This is a genomic window from Streptomyces sp. adm13(2018) (assembly GCF_008042145.1).
In the GTDB taxonomy this organism is placed as follows: domain Bacteria; phylum Actinomycetota; class Actinomycetes; order Streptomycetales; family Streptomycetaceae; genus Streptomyces.
This window is the reverse complement of record NZ_RDBH01000093.1, coordinates 1-1,377: the sequence shown is the minus strand read 5'-3', so window position 1 is coordinate 1,377 and position 1,377 is coordinate 1. Positions and strand designations below refer to the sequence as shown.

The following is a 1,377-nucleotide window of genomic DNA, read 5'->3' as shown; positions in this document are numbered from 1 at the left end:
CCCCGGCACCCGGCCCTCGGGGCACCCCCGCCTCCGCGGCCTCCGCGACCGCAGCGACCCACCCTCCGGGCGCGCCCTACGACCTGCTGGTCGTCGGCGCGGGTGCCGCCGGGCTCGCCGGAGCCGTCACCGCCGCCGCACTCGGGCTCTCCGTCGCCCTCGCCGACTCCTCGGAGCAGACGGGCGGCCAGTTCTACCGGCACCCCGCCCCCGGTCTCGGCGCGCGCCGGCCCGAGGCCCTCCACCACGGCTGGTCCGCCTTCGCCGACCTGCGCCACCGCCTCGCCGCGAGCACCGTCGACCACCTGGCGAGCCATCACGTGTGGTCCCTCGTACGGGAGGACGACGGGACCTGGTCCGCCCACGCCCTCACCGGACCCGACGGCACCGAGGACGCCCCCGTCCGCATCCGGGCCCGCACGCTGCTGCTCGCCACCGGAGCCTACGAACGCCAACTGCCCTTCCCCGGCTGGACCCTGCCCGGTGTCGTGGGCGCCGGGGGAGCGCAGGCCATGCTCAAGTCCGGGCTCGTGCTGCCCGGCCGGCGCGTCGTCGTGGCCGGCAGCGGCCCGCTGCTGCTCGCCGTCGCCTCCTCCCTCGCCACCGCCGGCGCCCGGGTGCCCGCGCTGGTCGAGGCGGCGGGATACCTGCGGTACGGGCGGGCGCCCCGCGTGCTCGCCGCCAACCCGCGCAAGGCGGTCGAGGCACTCGCCCACACCGCCGCACTGGTCCGCCGCCGCGTCCCCGTACGGCTCCGCAGCGCCGTGACCGAGGTGCACGGCACCGACCGGGTGGAGGCCGTCACGGTCGCCCGCGTCGACCGCGAGTGGCGCCCCGTCCCGGGGACGGGGCGTCGGATCGCCTGCGACGCCCTGGCCGTCGGGCACGGCCTGGTGCCCCAGATCGACCTGGCCGTGACGGTCGGCTGCGCCACCCGCGTACGGCCCGACGGGACCCTGGGTCTGGCCCTGGACGATCATCAGGAGAGTTCGGTGCCCGGCCTCTGGGCCGCGGGGGAGACCGGCGGCGTCGGGGGAGCCGAACTRGCCCTGACCGAGGGCGAGCTGGCGGGCCGGGCGATCGCCGCACGGCTCCTCGGCGACCGCGCCGAGGCCGGGGCCGGCGCCGGACCGCGGCGGCGCCGGGACCGCATGCGGGCCTTCGCCGACGTCATGGCCGCCGCGCACGCCCCCGGGCCGGGCTGGCCGGACTGGCTCACCGACGACACGGACGTGTGCCGCTGCGAGGAGGTCCCGGCGGGCCGTACGCGGGTGGCGCAGCCGACCGTCACGGCCAGGTCGATCTGGGGCACCAGGCCGTGCCCGACGGCCAGGGCGTCGCAGGCGATCCGACGCCCCGTCCCCGGGACGGGGCGCC

Annotated in this window: 1 protein-coding gene; it reads left to right on the top strand. The window is 79.0% G+C overall.

Annotated features, from left to right (window positions below; all coding sequences use genetic code 11):
• Positions 1-83: 83 nt before the first annotated feature.
• Positions 84-1,377, top strand: a 1,294-nt coding sequence (locus tag EAO70_RS08435) for an NAD(P)/FAD-dependent oxidoreductase (RefSeq protein ID WP_148002393.1), incomplete at its 3' end; no start/stop codon positions are given.